Genomic DNA, 15,815 nt, shown 5'->3' on the forward strand with positions numbered 1-15,815 from the left:
TGAGATAGGACTATCTTGGCGCAGGTGATTGATCAGAATCCAATATAAGTTTTGCGAGTGTCCTATCGGATTATCCGATTCAACCGCTTGTGTAACGAGGAGGTTTGCTCTCGATCCGGTATGTCAGCCACATCAATGTGGCTGACACGATTTCGGCGGCAGGCCCGCTCGCACCGGGATGTATCAACCGCGGCGGCGCAGCGCCTCGATGCGTTCTTCCAGTGGGGGATGGCTCATGAACAGCCCCGCCAGACCATGCTTGAGGCCACCGTTGATGCCAAAGGCGGTCAGGGTATCGGGCATGGTCACTGGCAACCCCTGTTCGGCGCGCAGCCGCTGCAGGGCGCCGATCATTGCGGCCGTGCCAGCGAGACGGGCACCGGCTTCGTCGGCGCGGAACTCGCGTTTGCGCGAGAACCACATAACGATGATGCTGGCCAGGACGCCCAATACCAGTTCGGCGAAGATCGTCGCGATGAAATAGGCCATGCCCCGGCCTTCTTCATTCTTGAAGATGACCTTGTCGACGAAGTTGCCGATGATGCGCGCGAAGAACATGACGAAGGTGTTGACCACCCCCTGCACCAGCGCCAGGGTGACCATGTCACCGTTGGCCACATGGCCGATCTCGTGCGCCAGCACCGCCTTGACTTCGTCGGGCGAAAACCGCTCAAGCAAGCCCTGGCTGACCGCAACCAGTGCGTCGTTGCGGTTCCAGCCGGTGGCGAATGCATTGGCCTCGTAGGCCGGAAAGATGCCGACTTCGGGCATTTTGATCCCGGCTTCACGCGACAGTTGTTCGACGGTCTGCAGCAGCCATTGTTCATGGCGCGTGCGCGGTTGGCTGATGACCTGGGTGCCCGTGCTCATTTTCGCCATCCACTTGGAGATGAACAGCGAGAACAGCGAGCCGGCGAAGCCGAACACAGCGCAGAAGATCAGCAGCTGATGGAGGTTGAGGTCAACGCCGTTAGCCGCCATCACCCCGTTGAAGCCGAACAGGCTCAGGGTGATGTTGGCAATCAACACGACCGCCAGGTTGGTGGCCAGGAACAGCAGGATGCGCATCATGGTTGTTACGTTCCTCACGGATAAAATAGGTAGCGTGCTCGGGTATATAAGGCGGATACCCGAACGATTCAACCAGCCGACTATTTCAAACTGTGTCCCGGTGAATTTTCTTACACCTTTGGAGGACGTTTCCTACAAGCGTAGCGCCCGCTGCAGGTGCTGTTCCGGGGCCTTACTGGCGATACGACTTGAGGAAATTGCCGATGCGACCGATGGCTTGTTCCAAGTCGTCGACGCGCGGCAGTGTGACCACGCGGAAGTGATCCGGCCATGGCCAGTTGAAGGCCGTACCCTGCACCACCAGCAGTTTTTCCGAGAGCAGCAGGTCGAGTACGAACTTTTCATCGTTGAAGATCGGGCACACCTTGGGGTCGATGCGCGGAAAGGCGTACAGCGCCCCCATAGGCTTCACGCAGCTGACACCGGGGATATCGTTGAGCAGCTCCCAGGTACGGTTGCGCTGCTCCAGCAGGCGACCGTTAGGCAGCACCAGATCGTTGATGCTCTGGTAGCCGCCCAGCGCCGTCTGGATGGCGTGCTGGCTGGGTACGTTGGCGCACAGGCGCATGTTAGCCAGGATGTCGATGCCTTCGATGTAGCTCTGGGCGTTGTGCTTGGGGCCGGAGATGGCGATCCAGCCGGAGCGGAAGCCCGCGACGCGGTAAGACTTGGACAGGCCGTTGAAAGTCAGGCAGAGCAGATCCGGGGCCAGCGAGGCGGTGCAGATGTGCACGGCGTCGTCGTAGAGGATCTTGTCGTAGATTTCATCGGAGAACACCACCAGATTGTGCTGACGGGCGATTTCCAGCATCCCCAGCAGCACCTCTTTGGAGTACACGGCCCCGGTCGGGTTGTTGGGGTTGATGATGACCATGGCCTTGGTGTTCGGCGTGATCTTGGCCTTGATGTCATCCAGATCGGGCCACCAGTTGGCCTGCTCATCGCACAGGTAGTGCACGGCATTGCCGCCCGCCAGGCTCACCGAAGCGGTCCACAGCGGGTAGTCCGGCGCCGGGATCAGGACTTCGTCACCGTTGTTGAGCAGCGCCTGCAAGGACATCACGATCAGTTCCGAGACGCCGTTGCCCAGGTAGATGTCTTCGATGCCGACACCTTCGACCTGCTTCTGCTGGTAGTACTGCATCACCGCCTTACGCGCGCTGAACAGCCCCTTGGAGTCGCTGTAGCCCTGGGAGGTGGGCAGGTTGCGAATCACGTCCTGGAGGATTTCCTCGGGGGCTTCGAAGCCGAACGGCGCCGGGTTACCGATGTTCAGCTTGAGGATGCGGTGGCCTTCTTCTTCCAGGCGCTTGGCGTGCTTGAGCACCGGGCCGCGAATGTCGTAGCAGACGTTGGCAAGCTTGTTCGATTTGCTGAACTGCATGATGTGATCCCGAAAAGAAAAGACCGCCGCGATGACGCCGAAAAATGAAAATTTGAATGCGTGAAACGCGGGTGACAGACTGACGTCCAATAGATGCGCAATCATACGTGCCACCCGATCCGTGGAAAAGACACAGATCCGGGTTTTTCGACTGCAGAGGTGTACCTGTGAGCAAGATTGAAAAGACTCTCGAAGAATGGAAAGCCATGCTCGACCCCGAGCAATACAACGTCTGTCGCCTCAGCGCGACCGAGCGTCCATTCACCGGCAAATACAATGATGAGAAGACCGATGGCGTCTACCACTGCATCTGCTGCGACGCATCGCTGTTCGATTCCAAGACCAAGTTCGACTCAGGCTGCGGCTGGCCGAGCTTCTACGCGCCGATCGGCAACGAGGCCATGACCGAAATCCGCGACGTCAGCCACGGCATGATCCGCACCGAGGTCAAGTGCTCCACCTGCGACGCGCACCTGGGGCATGTATTCCCTGATGGCCCGCCGCCCACCGGCTTGCGCTACTGCATCAACTCGGTGTGCCTGAACCTGGTCCCGCGGGAGGCTTGATGAGCACGGATCTGTTGAAAGTACCGTGCATTACTCTGGACGGTCAGCACCTGACCCTGGAAGCCTGGCGCGGCAAGGCCATTCTGGTGGTCAACACCGCCAGCCAGTGCGGCTTCACCCCGCAATACAAGGGCCTGGAGCAGCTCTGGCAGACCTACCGCAGCAAAGGCCTGGTGGTGCTGGGCTTTCCCTGCAACCAGTTCGGCCACCAGGAACCGGGCGATACGCTCGATATCACGCAATTCTGTGAAAAAAACTTCGGCGTGAGTTTTCCGATGTTCCGCAAGATCGATGTCAACGGTGAACTGGCCCATCCGCTGTTCGTCAAGCTCAAGGCGCAGGCGCCCGGTTTGCTGGGCACCCAACGCATCAAATGGAATTTCACCAAGTTCCTGATCGCGCCGGATGGTCAGCGAGTCAAGCGCTTTGCGCCGACCACCAAGCCGGAAAAAATCGCCAGTGAGATCGAAGCGCTGTTGCGTTGATCGCCCACGGATTCAGGACGCGTCCGGCACCCACTGGTCGATCAGGGTCATCAGTTCTTCGCGCCTGAACGGCTTGGCCAGGTAGTCGCTCATGCCCGCCGCGCGGCAGCGGTCGCGCTCCTCGGGCATGGCGTTGGCGGTCAGGGCGACGATCGGCAGCCTGGGCCAGCGGCCACTCTGGCGTATTCGCCGACTGGCCTCGTAGCCGTCCATCACCGGCATGTTGCAATCCATCAGCACCAGGTCGAAGTGGTGCAGCTCCAGCGCCTCCAGCGCTTCGCCACCGTGCCCGGCGACCATCACCTCACAGCCCAGTTTGCTCAGCATGCCTTTGGCCACCAGCTGGTTCACCGGGTTGTCTTCCACCAGCAGGATATTGGCTCGGCGTTGCGGCCCGGGCAGACCTGCGCGCGTGCCCGGCTCGCTCACTTCATCGCCCAGCAAGGTGCGACGCAAGGTTTGATACAAGGCGTTGCGCGCCAGTGGCCGAGCTTGCTGCTGCAGCGGCGACAGCGAAGTGGCTTGCTCGGTGGGCAGGAAGTTGCCGTAAGCGGTCACCAGCAGGATTTGCGCGCGCAGGACAGGGCGCAGGCTGAACAGATGATCGAGGTTGTCGGTAATCACCAGGTCGGCGCTGACGTCCTTGAGGCTCTGATCGGGGTCCTGACGGGTAACCTTGACGCCCCACAGCGGCAGCAAGGTGTTCAGCAGCTCGGCCAGTCCGCTTCCGGCCGCGCTGATGACCAGAACGTTACCCGCAAGCGGCGCAGGCCGTGTTGCCGGGGTGTGGGTCGGCAGGGGCAGCTCGGCGCAGAACTGACTGCCGAAGCCGGATTCGGAGCTGATAGTGAGGCGCCCGTGCATGGCCTCGCACAAGTTGTTGGTGAGCGCCAGGCCCAGCCCGGTACCGCCGAATTGTCGGGTAATGCCGGCGCCAGCCTGAGTGAATGGCTGGAATATCTTGATCTGGGCTTCCTGGGGGATGCCGATGCCGGTATCGCGAACCTCCAGGCGCACACCGCTGGCCTGCGCGGTGAGGCACACGTCGACGCGGCCGAAACGAGTGAACTTCAGGGCGTTGGACAACAGATTGCTGACGATCTGCCGAACCCGCGTAGGGTCGCCCAGCACCAGGGCCGGGAAGTCCGGATGGATCAGGCACGTCAGTTCGACGCCAGGGGCGGCATTCTGGGACAACAGGTTGGCGGTGTCCTCTACCAGCGCGCCCAGGTCGAACGGGATGCGCTCAAGCTCCAGCTGCCCAGCGTCGAACTTGGACAAGTCGAGAATATCGTTGAGCAGCTCCACCAGCACCTTGCCCGAGTCGTGGGCGATGGACAGTTGCTGGCGCTGCTCCGCGTTCAAGGGGCTGTCCAGCGACAGCGCAATCATGCCCAGCAGGCCGTTGAGCGGGGTACGAATCTCATGGCTCATGTTGGCCAGGAAGGCCGCCCGCGCCTGGGCCATGTCCAACGCCGTGCGGCGGGCGCGCTCGAGCTCTTCGTTGGATTGGCTCAGGCGCACGTTGCTGGCCTTGAGTTCGGTAGTGCGCGCCGAAACGATATTTTCGAGCTCGGCGAGGTAGTCGGTGAGGCGCTGTTCGGCGTCGCGGCGCTGTTGGATCTCGGTGGTCATGCTCACGAACTGCTGATTGGCGACCTTGACCAGCACGCCAATTTCATCATTCTGGTGGCCCGGCGGGCACTCCAGCTTGCTCGGCCTGCCCGCATGGGGATTGCTCTCGCTCAAGGCCTGGATGACCTTGACCAGCGGCTTGGTAAGGATGAAGTAGAACAGCACCAACAAGATGGCGGTGAGGATCAGCGTGCGCACGAAGCCGCTGAGCAGGGTCACCTCGGAGCGCGTCAGGAAGCGGTTGCCGATGGCATTGGTGTCGACCTCGATCGACAGCGTTCCCAGCGGCTGATCCGGCATGCTGGCCAGAAACAACGGCTCTTCGAAGCGCAGGCCGGCGCCGAACAGATAATCGCTGATCATCCGGTAGTCAGTGGACTGGCGTGGGCGACTGACGTCGGCCAGGACATTGTTATCATTGTCGACCAGTCGTGCGTTGATCACTGATTCGGAGCGCAGCAGGCCGCGGGTCAGTTCTTCGGCGAGTTCAGCGTCTATGGTATAGGCAATGCGCGAGGCGGGATCGTGGCTGACCTCGAGAAACGAGCGCATCTGGCGGTTGATGGCCTGATTGACGCTGGCATAATCGATAGCGATTTGTGCAAAGCTGAGCAGTGTCCCCAGAATAAAGCCGACGACGACGGTCAGTCTGGCCTGCTTGTAAGACAAGCGCTGGGTGAACTTAATATCCATGGTGGATGAGCCGATTTCCATTCCGTTGCGTAAGACGCGCTACGCCGTTACCGAGTTTATATCGGCTTCGGCGACTTTTTAATACCGCTGCGCGCGCGTGCCAACGGCTTTTTTATATGTTTTTTTTCATGAGGAAAATGTGTGGACGCTCGATTGATGGCTTTTCTGGAGCGCGCCGAAGGCGTGTTGGAGCGGTTGGAGCCACTGCTGCCCGCATTACGTGGGTCGATCGACTGGCAGCAATGCCTGGCGGCCCGTTGGCAGCGCGAGGGGCGCACTGGCTATCTGCTGCCGCTGGACGTTAGCTTGGACATGCGCTTGTCGGATTTGATCGGTGTCGATCGCCAGCGCGAGCAGTTAACGCGCAATACCGAGCAATTCATCGCCGGTATGCCCGCCAACCACGCATTGCTATGGGGCTCGCGCGGCACCGGCAAGTCCTCGTTGGTGCGCGCGCTGCTGGCGGAGCATGCCAAAAGTGGCCTGCGTCTGATCGAGATCGAGCGCGATCACCTGGCTGACCTCCCTCGGGTGGTCGAGCAGCTTGCAGGGCTGCCTCAGCGTTTCGTGCTGTTCTGTGACGACCTGTCGTTCGAGTCTGGGGAGGGTGATTACCGAGTGCTCAAGAGCGTGCTCGATGGCTCGCTGGAGCAGGCCCCGGATAACGTCTTGCTGTACGCCACATCCAACCGTCGCCATCTAGTGCCGGAGAAAGAAAGCGACAACGAAAACTGGAAGCATGTCGATGGCGAACTGCACCCCAGCGAAGCGGTTGAGGACAAGATCGCGCTGTCCGATCGTTTCGGGCTGTGGCTGTCGTTCTATCCGTTTACCCAGGAACATTACCTCAACGTGGTCGAGCACTGGATCAGCGAGCTGGCACAAAAGGCCGGCCTGCAGTGGGCACGCGACGAGCAACTGGATATTCTGGCGGCGCGCTGGGCCACCGGGCGCGGCAACCGCAATGGTCGCTGCGCCTATCAATTCGCCCGCTACTGGGTCGGCCTGCAATTGCTGGAGCAACGTTGATGATCGATTTGAATACGGCAGGGCAGGGGCTCGCCGGTTATGGCTTGCTGAAGGCGCAGTTGGAGGCGTTGTTCAGCGACGAGCGGGACTTTATCGCCAACGCCGCGCAATTCTCGGCGTTTCTGTACTCCCAGCTAGAGGATTTGAATTGGGCCGGCTTCTATCTGAACAAGAATGAAGAATTGGTACTCGGGCCGTTTCAGGGGCAGGTGGCTTGTGTGCGTATTGCCTTTGGTCGTGGCGTTTGCGGTGCCGCAGCGGCGACCCGGCAGACTCAGCGGGTCGAAGACGTGCATGAGTTTCCCGGGCATATCGCCTGCGACAGCGCTTCCAACAGTGAGTTGGTCGTGCCCTTGGTCAAGGAGGGGCGGCTGATTGGCGTTCTGGATCTGGACAGCCCGAAACTATCGCGTTTCAGCGCAGAAGATCAGGCGGGTATCGAGGCGCTGGCTGAGGTGTTTCTGCGGTTGACCGACTGCTAGGTTCCGCTCACGAAAAAGGGCCCGATGGCGGGCCCTGTCCAGTGCATCCCAATTATCAGTCGTAGATAACCTTCTTCATGCCTTCCTCCTCGGCCGCATTCAGTTCGTTCAGGCCCGCCGTCAGCTCGCTGGCGTCGTCGGCGTGTATGCGAGTGTTGGTCAGCACCATGTTGTTGGCGCGCTTGAGGAGCTTGTTCATGTAGTCCAGCTGCTCGCTATAAGCGGTCGGATCGGGTTGCTTCTTCAGATACTGCACGCCGCGCTCGAACGCTAGGCGTGCCTGGCCTGGTTGGTCGTCTTGAAAGGCCTGTTGCCCCAGGTTGTTGAAGAACTCGATGTGCAACAGCACCAGCACGTGGCGAATCTGGTTGACCCAGAAACGTGATTCGGTCTGTTGCAGGTAGCCTTCCTGCGTCGCGCGGATCACCTGATGGTGCAACCCCTCAAGGTGATAATTGACTTCCTTGGCCTGGGCCTCGGTCATGATGGGCGGCGAGGCATTGGTGATGGTGATGTCCGGGCCCTTGGCGATCTCTGCTTCCAGTTCTTCCAGGCGACCCAGCAGCGCCTCGTTCTTTTTATCGAGCGCCAGGCTGCGCTGCACGATATTGAGCTCCAGTCGCGTCAGCAGCAGCTTCAAGTCCGCAGACATGAACTGCCCGGGGAACGCTTCACTTATCTGCCCACAGCGACGCAGGCGATCGGTGAGCTCGATCTTGAGGCGCACTCGCTCGACCTTGGCGGTTTCCACGGCGTTATTCAGAAAGCCGATGGCAATCAGAATGGCGACCCCGGCCAGAATCAGCAGGGCGATCATTAATGGCGTCACCGTTGGTACCTCGTCAGGTGTGTATGGCTTGAGTGTAGTGGCTTGCCGGTGGGCCGAAAAGCGCTGTCTATGGACGCTTTAATACTTCCTGTGTCGGCTGGTTGTTCCAATGGCTCAATGCCGCTGGCGACCGCTGGTCCGACGTATGAGGACGGTGAGGCAGGCCTGCCCGTGAATAATGCCTAAAACCGTGGCGAAGTCATTGATTTAAATAAATTTATAACAGGGGGTTGACGACCTCCCCAAGCATCCCTAGAATGCGCGCCACTTGCAGCGTAAAGCACACAGCAAAGCGCAGCAGGAAGTGAAGTTGTAGTGTGTCCCCTTCGTCTAGTGGCCTAGGACACCGCCCTTTCACGGCGGTAACAGGGGTTCGAGTCCCCTAGGGGACGCCATTGCGGGAATAGCTCAGTTGGTAGAGCACGACCTTGCCAAGGTCGGGGTCGCGAGTTCGAGTCTCGTTTCCCGCTCCATATTTAAACAATCTTGCCCTCGGGCAGGGTTGAGTGAAACCAGAACCAAGTCTTCGGAGGCGGATCTGGGCGCTGCGACACACACCATGTGTCACAGTTAGCGTGTCCCCTTCGTCTAGTGGCCTAGGACACCGCCCTTTCACGGCGGTAACAGGGGTTCGAGTCCCCTAGGGGACGCCATTTGCGGGAATAGCTCAGTTGGTAGAGCACGACCTTGCCAAGGTCGGGGTCGCGAGTTCGAGTCTCGTTTCCCGCTCCATATTTAATGAAAACGCCGCTCAGAAATGAGCGGCGTTTTTGTTTGTGCTTCAGGTAAGGGGCATTGCGCGTAGGGCAACCAGCTTGGCAGTGGTGGTCACGCTGGTGGCTTGGAGTTGCGAGTTCTTTACATACACGGCCAGCCGATTCGGCGTCGAGCACGGTGATGCTCTCGACGAGCGCCTGCCAATACCTGGCTCGAGCCGTAAAGCAGAGGTAGGAGTGATACACCACCCCCCCGGCCCCCCTAGCGCTTAAGACGAGATACTTGGTTGGGTTTAAAGGCAGTTGTGTCCAGCGTTTGGCATATGTGCCCTACAAAAAAACCAGTTGTAGGATTCGCCTGACATACACGACCGCCGTGATCTGGGACCATTCTCCGCTACCGAAGTTGGCCCGCTGGTACAGCCTGGTTAATCCAGGAGCAGGGCCATGTAAGGAAGCGCTGGAGTAAAGGGGCGGTATAGCTGGAAGCGTGCGCGCTGCGTTGCGCAGCGGCACTTTTTGTTAGTCACCCGCAAGGGTCTGGGCTATGGGTGACTAACAAGCAGGTCAGTGCTTGCTCCCATCCACCGCCATCGCCAACAGCTGCTTCTCCTGATTCCAATCAAACGGCTCATCATCCTGCTCCGCCTCATACCGACGCTCTTCCAGCGCTTGATACAAAGCGATCTCTTCATCCGGCATGTAATGCAAGCAATCCCCTGCAAAGAACCAGAGCAAATCCCGCGGGATCAAGTGAGCAATCTGCGGATAACGCTGAATCACCTGACAGATCAGATCCTGGCCCAGATATTGGCTTTCAATCGGATCAATCGGGAGCAGGGCGCGCAGTTCGTCGTAGCGTTCGAGGAAGAGCGCATGGCTCTCTTCCGGGACCTGATCCGCTTCACCCAGAGCGACCAGAATGGTACGCAGGTGATCCAGAAGCACCAGGTGGTGTTCGATGATTTGGGTGGCCATGGTGGGGTCCTCTTGAGCAAAACGGGCGCGGGAGTATAAGTCTCTGCGCGCCCGATGTCGTCAGCGAATCCGCCCTTCGGTTGGGAGCAGCTCGTCTTTGCTGAAGTCGTCGACATCGATGACTTTGCGCCGCGCGACTTCCGCCAGGCGCAGTGCCTGGGCTTCTGCGGCCTGTAATACGCCCGCCTCCAGAGCTGTGTCGATGAGCGATTGCCCCGGTACGGGCTTGAGTTGTCCGGCCTTGGCAGCCTGATGCAGCTTCTTGTGCAGGGGCAGGGCGGCATTCAGTTGCGTCACTGCATCGTGCAAGGCGCCGACGGCATCTTCCGGGTCTTGCGGTTGGTAGCAGCCGGTCAGCAGTTCCTGCAGCGTCGCATCACCCGGGGCACGGCCGAGCACTTGTGCTACATCGGCATCCATTTTGTCGGTGGGGCCGGTATGACGACGGCCGAACGGGAAAACGATCCGGCGCAGCAGCCACCCCAGCACTGGGCTTGGGAAGTTGCGCATCAGTTGCTCGAGTGCGTGTTCAGCCTTGCCCAGGCTTTCTGCCATGGCCCAGCGCAGTAGCGGTTCCATGTGCTGCGGGGAACCGAGGTCGTGGTAGCGCTTGAGTGCCGCAGAGCCAAGGTAGAGATAGCTCAGCACATCGCCCAGACGAGCTGACAGGCGCTCGCGGCGTTTGAGTTCGCCGCCGAGCAGCATCATGCTCAGGTCGGCGAGCATGGCGAACGCAGCGGCCTGACGATCGAGCGCGCGGAAATACACTTGGCTGATCGCATTGCCCGGGCGTCGTTCGAAGTGCCCCAGGCCGAGGTTCAGAGCAACGGTGCTCCCGGCGTTACTGAGGGCGAATCCGATATGCTTGAGTAGCAGCTGATCGAACTCCACCAGCGCCTGGCCTTGATCGGCCCGAGATGCGAGCGCCATTTCCTTCAGTACGAAAGGATGGCAGCGAATGGCCCCTTGGCCGAAGATCATCAGGTTTCGCGAGAGGATATTGGCCCCTTCGACAGTGATGAAAATCGGCGCGCCCTGCCAGTTACGGCCGAGGTAGTTGTTGGGGCCCATTATTATGCCCTTGCCGCCGTGTACATCCATGGCGTGGGTAATGCACTCGCGGCCACGCTCGGTCAGGTGGTATTTGAGGATGGCCGACAGTACCGAGGGCTTCTCGCCCAGATCGACCGCGTTGGCGGTGAGCATCCTTGCGCTGTCCATCAGCCAGGCGTTGCCACCGATGCGGGCCAGAGATTCCTGGATGCCTTCGAAGGCTGACAGCGGCACGTTGAATTGTTCCCGTACCCGAGCGTATTGGCCGGTCACCAGACTGGTGTACTTGGCGGCACCGGTTCCTACGGCGGGGAGCGAGATGGAGCGGCCCACGGACAGGCAGTTCATCAGCATCATCCAGCCCTTGCCGAGCATGGCCTGTCCACCGATCAGGTATTCCAGCGGGATGAACACATCCTTGCCCGAGTTGGGGCCGTTCATGAAAGCCGCACCCAGGGGCAGGTGCCGACGGCCGATCTCCACGCCGGGTGTATCGGTCGGAATCAGCGCCAGGCTGATACCGAGATCGTCTTGTTCGCCCAGCAGGTGTTCAGGGTCGTAGGCCTTGAACGCCAGGCCGAGCAGGGTGGCGACCGGTCCGAGGGTGATGTAGCGCTTCTCCCAGTTCAGACGCAGGCCGACGACCTTTTCGCCTTGCCATTGGCCTTTGCAGATGATGCCGGTATCAGGCATTGCACCGGCGTCGGAACCTGCCAGTGGACCCGTGAGTGCGAAGCAGGGGATATCTTCACCCCGCGCCAAGCGCGGCAAATAATAGCTGCGCTGTTCGTCGGTGCCGTAATGCAACAGCAGTTCGGCCGGGCCGAGGGAGTTGGGCACCATTACCGTAGAAGCGAGGTCGCCGCTGCGGGTGGCGAGTTTCATCGCCACCTGTGAATGGGCATAGGCCGAAAAACCTTTACCACCAAATTCCTTGGGGATGATCAGGGCGAAAAAGCCGTTGGTCTTGATGTGCGCCCATGCTTCGGGGGGCAGGTCCATGTCCTGGCCGATCTGCCAGTCGCTGACCATGGCGCAGAGCTCCTCTGTCGGACCATCTATAAACGCCTGTTCCTCCTCGGTGAGCTGCACCTTGGGATAGCTGAGCAGTTGGTGCCAGTCCGGACGTCCGCTGAACAACTCGCCGTCCCACCACACGGTGCCGGCGTCGATCGCCTCGCGCTCGGTGACCGACATCGGTGGTAGCGTCTTGCGGAACCAGGCGAACAGCCGCGCGCTGAAAAGCTTGCGACGTAGATCGGGCAGCAATACGAATGCTGCGGCAGCAATCAGCAGAATCCACAGCACCGCCAATACCACTGCGCGGATGGCGCTATGGCCGGGGGTGAATATCCCCATAGCGATGAGATAGACCGCGACGATGCCCAGTGCCGGCACCGTATCGACCCGCCGATGGGCCAGCCAGGCAAGGCCGATGACCAGTACGACCAACCACAACAGCAGCATATGCATTCCTCCGTGACGACAGGTATGGCGACAGTGTAGTGACCCTGCGGGCTTCGGGGAGTTCGAGTGTTTCGGGATTTGTCCTGGTGAGCGTATTTACCGCCGACTACATCAGCAAAACGGCCTCAGGCACCAGCAAACTGCCCCCAGCGCCATCAATGCACTGCCAATGACACCCTCTGCGGGTGATCAATGCGAAATCAGGCCCAGGGCTGATGACGGCCAGCAGTGTCACCAGTTCGCGCCGCATTGCTGAGACGAAAGCCGGCCACCCAGCATGTTCTCTGAACCCCACCCGGGTACACTGGTCGGATCACTTCACAAGGAGAACAGCATGCTCAAGGTCTGGGGACGCGCCAATTCCAGTAACGTTCGCAAGGTACTGTGGTGCGCAGAAGAGTTGGGGTTGGCCTACGAGCGGATCGATGCCGGGGGCGCCTTTGGAGTGGTCAATGAGCCACATTACCGAGCCATGAATCCCAATGGCCGCGTACCGGTTATCGAAGATGACGGTTTTGTGCTTTGGGAATCGAATGCCATTGTGCGCTATCTGGTGAATCGCGATGGCCAGGGCAGCGCGTTGCTGCCTATCGATTTGCGCCAACGTGCCAGCGCCGATCGCTGGATGGACTGGATGACCTCTTCCCTCGCCGGTCCGTTTCGCGATGTGTTCTGGGGTTTATTGCGGACCCCGCCGGCCGAACAGGACTGGGCGGCGATCAATGCCGCGCAGGACGTTTGCACGCAGTTGCTGGCCATGGTCGATCAGGCGCTGTCGACGCAGCCGTATCTGTCCGGCAGCGAGTTCGGCATGGGCGATATTCCCCTGGGCAGTTTTGCCTATGCCTGGTTCGAAATGCCCATCGAGCGCAAGCCCATGCCATATCTGGAGGCTTGGTACGAGCGGCTAAAGGCCCGGCCGGCTTATCGTTCGGCGGTGATGACCGCGTTGACCTGATAGCTACTATTAACAGGCGTCACTGTACTTGTGGCGTCGACCACGTCAGCATTGTCTTATTCGGCAACATCTACCGGGCGCAACGTGTCGCTCGGTCTACACAAGAAACGTTCTTCACGGCGGTTGTATCGCTAACGCGCAGCCCCTTGTCATTCTTCTGTATCAATAGGGTGCAAAGACTTTCTATGAGTTCTGCTCTGTCCATCCGGCAGCTTACCAAGACCTACGGCAACGGTTTTCAGGCCCTCAGCGGCATTGACCTCGATGTAGCCGAAGGCGACTTTTTCGCACTCCTCGGCCCGAACGGCGCCGGCAAATCGACCACCATCGGCATCCTCTCGACCCTGGTCAACAAGACCAGCGGCAGCGTCAGTATCTTTGGCCATGATCTGGATAAACAGCCGGCGGCGCTCAAGCGCTCCATCGGCGTGGTGCCGCAGGAGTTCAACTTCAACCAGTTCGAGAAGACCTTCGATATCGTCGTGACCCAAGCCGGTTATTACGGTATCCCCGCGAAGATCGCCAAGGAGCGCGCGGAGCAGTATCTCAACCAGTTGGGGCTGTGGGACAAGCGCGATGTGCCGTCGCGGTCTTTGTCGGGGGGCATGAAACGCCGTTTGATGATCGCTCGGGCACTGATACACGAACCGCGGTTGTTGATCCTCGACGAGCCCACGGCGGGTGTCGACATCGAGCTGCGGCGGTCGATGTGGACTTTTCTGACCGAGCTCAACCAGAAAGGTATCACCATCATCCTCACCACTCATTACCTCGAAGAAGCCGAACAGCTGTGCCGCAACATCGGCATCATCGATCACGGCACCATCGTCGAAAACACCAGCATGCGCAATCTGCTGGGCAAGCTGCATGTCGAGACCTTTTTGCTCGATCTGCGCCAGGATGTTGCGGTCGCCCCGCAATTGCACGGTTATCCGTGCAAGTTGCTGGACCCGCACACACTGGAGGTGCAGGTCGACAAGAGCGTTGGTATCACCGAGCTGTTCGCCCAGCTGGCCGTGCAGAACATCGAAGTCGCGAGCTTGCGAAACAAAACCAATCGCCTGGAAGAGTTGTTTGTCTCCCTGGTAGAAAAAAATCTGGCGAAGGTAGCGATATGAGTTCGGAATTCTCGGCCAACGTGGTCGCGCTCAATACCATTGTTTACCGTGAGGTTCGGCGTTTCATGCGGATCTGGCCGCAGACGCTGCTCCCCCCGGCGATCACCATGGTGTTGTACTTCGTCATCTTCGGTAACCTGATCGGTCGTCAGATCGGCGACATGAACGGCTTCACATACATGGAGTACATCGTGCCGGGGCTGATCATGATGTCGGTGATCACCAACTCCTATGGCAACGTGGTCTCGAGTTTTTTCGGCAGCAAATTCCAGCGCTCCATCGAGGAATTGATGGTGTCGCCGGTATCGCCACACACGATCTTGATTGGGTACGCCCTGGGCGGGATGCTGCGCGGTCTGATCGTGGGCATCATTGTGACCCTGCTGTCGCTGTTCTTCACCCACCTGCAGGTGCATCACCTGGGGGTAACGCTCGTGGTGGTCATCATGACGGCGACGATCTTTTCGTTGCTCGGCTTCGTCAACGCCGTTTACGCGCGCAATTTCGATGATATCTCCATCATTCCAACCTTCGTGCTGACGCCGCTGACCTATCTGGGCGGGGTGTTCTACTCCATCACCTTGCTGCCGCCGATCTGGCAGACGATCTCCCTGGCCAATCCGGTGTTGCACATGGTCAACGCGTTTCGCTACGGGATCCTCGGGGTCTCGGATATCAAGATCAGCAGTGCGTTGACCTTTATGCTGGTGGCCATGGTGGTGCTGTATTTTGGTTGCGTACGCCTGTTGGTGAGCGGACGCGGTATGCGGACCTGATCCCTGAGCCCCCTCCCAGGCGAGGGGGCTTTGCCTGCTAGTCCCGCCTCTGACGTCGCTGCCACTGTCGCCCCACCCACCACCTCCAATACCCCAGCGTCAACCCATATCCCAGCGCGCCCATCACCAGAGCGGTCAGTACCGAGCCCAGCAGGAACGGCTGCCACATGCTGCTGAATTGACCGCTGATCCACTCCGCGGTCAAGGTGTCCGGCAGGTGTCGTGGCGGCGTATCCAGCAACCACGCTCCCAGTTTATAGGTGCAGTAGAACACTGGCGCCATGGTCAGCGGATTGGTGATCCACACCAGCCCGGCGGCGATCGGCAGGTGTGCACGCACCATGATCGCCATGCTCGCGGACAACAGCATCTGCATGGGAATGGGTATGAACGCCGCAAACAGGCCGACGGCCATAGCACGAGATACGGAGCGACGGTTGAGCTGCCAGAGATTCTGGTCGTGCAGCAGGCGCCCCAGAAAGCGTAGCGATGGGTGCTCTCGGATGCTGGCGGGATCGGGCATGTAACGTTTCAGCAACTGGCGGGGCATGGCAGCAGCCTGGAGAGTGACAAGA

General features: G+C 59.7%; 14 protein-coding genes and 4 tRNA genes. 11 read left to right on the plus strand and 7 right to left on the minus strand.

Annotation, left to right across the window (positions count from 1 at the left end; all coding sequences use genetic code 11):
• Positions 1-183: 183 nt before the first annotated feature.
• Positions 184-1,071, minus strand: coding sequence for a protease HtpX (htpX, locus tag REH34_RS21930; protein ID WP_226503347.1), 888 nt, complete (start codon positions 1,069-1,071; stop codon positions 184-186).
• A 172-nt stretch (positions 1,072-1,243) separates the two neighbouring features.
• Positions 1,244-2,455 (minus strand): pyridoxal phosphate-dependent aminotransferase, encoded by a 1,212-nt coding sequence (locus tag REH34_RS21935; RefSeq protein WP_226503348.1) that lies wholly within the window; start codon positions 2,453-2,455, stop codon positions 1,244-1,246.
• A gap of 167 nt (positions 2,456-2,622) precedes the next feature.
• Here REH34_RS21935 and msrB point away from each other — a divergent pair, with 167 nt between their 5' ends.
• Both msrB and REH34_RS21945 read left to right on the plus strand, forming a co-directional pair.
• Positions 2,623-3,021, plus strand: a complete 399-nt coding sequence (msrB, locus tag REH34_RS21940) for a peptide-methionine (R)-S-oxide reductase MsrB (RefSeq protein WP_311969148.1) — start codon at positions 2,623-2,625, stop codon at positions 3,019-3,021.
• The gene (locus tag REH34_RS21945; RefSeq protein ID WP_226503350.1) at positions 3,021-3,506 is read left to right on the plus strand and encodes a glutathione peroxidase; all 486 of its coding nucleotides are present in this window, start codon (positions 3,021-3,023) and stop codon (positions 3,504-3,506) included. Before msrB ends, REH34_RS21945 begins: the two co-directional genes overlap by 1 nt.
• Before the next feature lie 12 nt (positions 3,507-3,518).
• Here REH34_RS21945 and REH34_RS21950 read toward each other — a convergent pair whose 3' ends face one another.
• Positions 3,519-5,834, minus strand: a complete 2,316-nt coding sequence (locus tag REH34_RS21950) for an ATP-binding protein (RefSeq protein ID WP_311969149.1) — start codon at positions 5,832-5,834, stop codon at positions 3,519-3,521.
• Between the two features lie 141 nt (positions 5,835-5,975).
• Here REH34_RS21950 and REH34_RS21955 point away from each other — a divergent pair, with 141 nt between their 5' ends.
• On the plus strand, positions 5,976-6,863 hold the full coding sequence (locus tag REH34_RS21955; protein ID WP_226503352.1) for an ATP-binding protein: 888 nt from the start codon (positions 5,976-5,978) through the stop codon (positions 6,861-6,863).
• Positions 6,863-7,345, plus strand: a complete 483-nt coding sequence (locus REH34_RS21960) for a GAF domain-containing protein (RefSeq protein ID WP_226503353.1) — start codon at positions 6,863-6,865, stop codon at positions 7,343-7,345. The genes REH34_RS21955 and REH34_RS21960 overlap by 1 nt, the downstream gene beginning before the upstream one ends.
• A gap of 55 nt (positions 7,346-7,400) precedes the next feature.
• On the opposite strand, the gene REH34_RS21965 is transcribed toward REH34_RS21960, so the two are convergent.
• Positions 7,401-8,174, minus strand: a complete 774-nt coding sequence (locus REH34_RS21965) for a hypothetical protein (RefSeq protein ID WP_226503354.1) — start codon at positions 8,172-8,174, stop codon at positions 7,401-7,403.
• A gap of 319 nt (positions 8,175-8,493) precedes the next feature.
• Between REH34_RS21965 and REH34_RS21970 the strand changes: the two genes are divergently transcribed.
• The 4 genes from REH34_RS21970 to REH34_RS21985 all read left to right on the plus strand — a co-directional run bounded on the left by REH34_RS21970 (position 8,494) and on the right by REH34_RS21985 (position 8,906).
• Positions 8,494-8,569: transfer RNA gene (locus tag REH34_RS21970), tRNA-Glu, on the plus strand.
• Positions 8,570-8,571: 2 nt separating this feature from the next.
• Positions 8,572-8,647 (plus strand) — tRNA-Gly (locus tag REH34_RS21975).
• A gap of 104 nt (positions 8,648-8,751) precedes the next feature.
• Positions 8,752-8,827, plus strand: a tRNA-Glu gene (locus tag REH34_RS21980).
• Positions 8,828-8,830: 3 nt separating this feature from the next.
• Positions 8,831-8,906, plus strand: a tRNA-Gly gene (locus tag REH34_RS21985).
• 551 nt (positions 8,907-9,457) lie between these two features.
• On the opposite strand, the gene REH34_RS21990 is transcribed toward REH34_RS21985, so the two are convergent.
• Entirely contained in the window at positions 9,458-9,868 is a 411-nt protein-coding gene (locus REH34_RS21990) for a PA2817 family protein (protein WP_311969150.1), read from the minus strand.
• Between the two features lie 60 nt (positions 9,869-9,928).
• The gene (locus REH34_RS21995) at positions 9,929-12,388 is read right to left on the minus strand and encodes an acyl-CoA dehydrogenase (protein ID WP_311969151.1); all 2,460 of its coding nucleotides are present in this window, start codon (positions 12,386-12,388) and stop codon (positions 9,929-9,931) included.
• Positions 12,389-12,722: 334 nt separating this feature from the next.
• Between REH34_RS21995 and REH34_RS22000 the strand changes: the two genes are divergently transcribed.
• From REH34_RS22000 to REH34_RS22010, 3 genes are all read left to right on the plus strand, one after another.
• Positions 12,723-13,346: a glutathione S-transferase gene (locus tag REH34_RS22000; protein ID WP_311969152.1), complete on the plus strand. Its 624-nt coding sequence runs from the start codon at positions 12,723-12,725 to the stop codon at positions 13,344-13,346.
• A gap of 185 nt (positions 13,347-13,531) precedes the next feature.
• On the plus strand, positions 13,532-14,464 hold the full coding sequence (locus REH34_RS22005; protein ID WP_226503358.1) for an ABC transporter ATP-binding protein: 933 nt from the start codon (positions 13,532-13,534) through the stop codon (positions 14,462-14,464).
• On the plus strand, positions 14,461-15,240 hold the full coding sequence (locus REH34_RS22010) for an ABC transporter permease (RefSeq protein ID WP_311969153.1): 780 nt from the start codon (positions 14,461-14,463) through the stop codon (positions 15,238-15,240). Before REH34_RS22005 ends, REH34_RS22010 begins: the two co-directional genes overlap by 4 nt.
• Before the next feature lie 37 nt (positions 15,241-15,277).
• Here the strand turns inward: REH34_RS22010 and REH34_RS22015 are convergent, their stop codons facing one another.
• A complete protein-coding gene (locus tag REH34_RS22015; protein WP_226503360.1) occupies positions 15,278-15,790 on the minus strand; it encodes a DUF2062 domain-containing protein in 513 nt (170 codons plus the stop codon).
• Between the last annotated feature and the right edge of the window lie 25 nt (positions 15,791-15,815).

It is taken from the genome of Pseudomonas baltica (genome assembly GCF_031880315.1).
Lineage (GTDB): Bacteria > Pseudomonadota > Gammaproteobacteria > Pseudomonadales > Pseudomonadaceae > Aquipseudomonas.